Source organism: Desulfosporosinus sp. OT (assembly GCF_000224515.1).
Lineage (GTDB): Bacteria > Bacillota > Desulfitobacteriia > Desulfitobacteriales > Desulfitobacteriaceae > Desulfosporosinus.
In genome coordinates, this window is the sequence record NZ_AGAF01000220.1 from 1 (window position 1) to 1,475 (window position 1,475).

Genomic DNA, 1,475 nt, shown 5'->3' on the forward strand with positions numbered 1-1,475 from the left:
GCAGAGCAACAACGTTTCCTCCCACTAAACACTCTCCCAGCTTTTTACCCCACTCTCGAGTTTGCTCAACCGTTAAACTCGTAACCCTATAGTCCATGCTGCTCTATTCCTCCTAAATACAAACTTCTTTAGTGTACCCTGTTTGGATAAGGAATATAGTAAACTTTCGAAACTTACGGAACTACGCATGATAAAATTTAAATTTCATTATGCGCTTAAGTTGAGACAATCTATGAACCTAGTGAGCAATAGACGATATGTACGATATGAACAATATATAAACTCAAACTATATAATACTAACCTCAAGCCTCGATTTGAACGGGTGGCAACGCGATCCTGCCAAAGGTATTCGTTCCCCAAACGCCTAAAACAATCAGCGTTATGCCCAATGCCTGAATCCAACCAAACGGCTCTCCCCTGAAAAAAACACCCGAAAAAACAGACACGACTGTAATAAGATTCAAAATTGGTGCGGTTTGCGAAACGGGCAATTTTGCAAACATATAATTCGAAAGAAAGAAAGCAAGCACTGATGATAAAGCACCTAGATAAAGAATCGCCCATAAAACACTCGGTAACTGAAGCGGGCTTAAATAGGTTAAGAACGACCCTTCACCAACGCTTTGCCCGACACCTAGTACATTAAAGATCACTGTTCCCGCCCACATCATAATAAATGTAATCTCTAAGGGAGTAAACCTCTTTGAAGAATGTCTTGCCAGGATACTGTACGCGCCAGCAGCCAAAACAGCTAAAAGAAGAGCCAGTATCCCCCAAAGATGCTCTCCAAACTGGGGTTTTCCTTGAGCAGACACGATCAGTAACACGCCAAACACAGAGGCACTAATCGAAATAATCTGCTTTACATTGAGCTTTTCTTTGAGAAAAATTGAAGCCATGCTGGCTATAGCCACTGGAACTAGAGCGATAACCATACCCGCCTCAGACGCTGAAGTCCACTTGACTCCCCAAGTCTCCCCAATGAAATAGAGTCCTGGTTGAAAGAGCGCCAAGAGAAGCAGAGAGGATATCGGTTTTCCCTTAAGCTTGATCCGTACCACACCTGTCAACTTTAATAATGTAAGAAAAAGTGCAGCGACTCCAAATCGAAAACCCAGAAGCTGCAGCGGAAAGGTATGATCCAAGGTCTCCTTAGTAAATAAAAAGGAGAAACCCCAGATTATCGCCATCCCGATTCCTGCAAAAATAGGAAGTCCTGAAGATGATTTAGCACTCATTAGCTTATTCCATCTTCCTTAGGCTCAGGGTTTACAACCTTACCGTCAATGATCACATAAAGCGGGCGAGCGGTTAAAATAAATGGATGCTCATTCCAGATGACAATATCCGCATCTTTTCCAACCTCAAGAGAGCCTATTCGATCGGACACCCCTAAGATCTCTGCCGAATTGATGGTGATGGCTCGCAAGGCATCTGCCTCATCCATCCCTGCTTTACATGCTAGGGCCGCAC

The 1,475-nt window shown here is 43.5% G+C and carries 2 protein-coding genes; both read right to left on the reverse strand.

Features of this window, described 5'->3' with window-relative positions:
- Positions 1–304 precede the first annotated feature (304 nt).
- Entirely contained in the window at positions 305–1,240 is a 936-nt protein-coding gene (locus DOT_RS20685) for a DMT family transporter (protein WP_009623124.1), read from the reverse strand.
- On the reverse strand, positions 1,240–1,475 hold a 236-nt coding region (locus DOT_RS20690), incomplete at its 5' end, for an amidohydrolase family protein (RefSeq protein WP_009623125.1). The genes DOT_RS20690 and DOT_RS20685, both read right to left, overlap by 1 nt.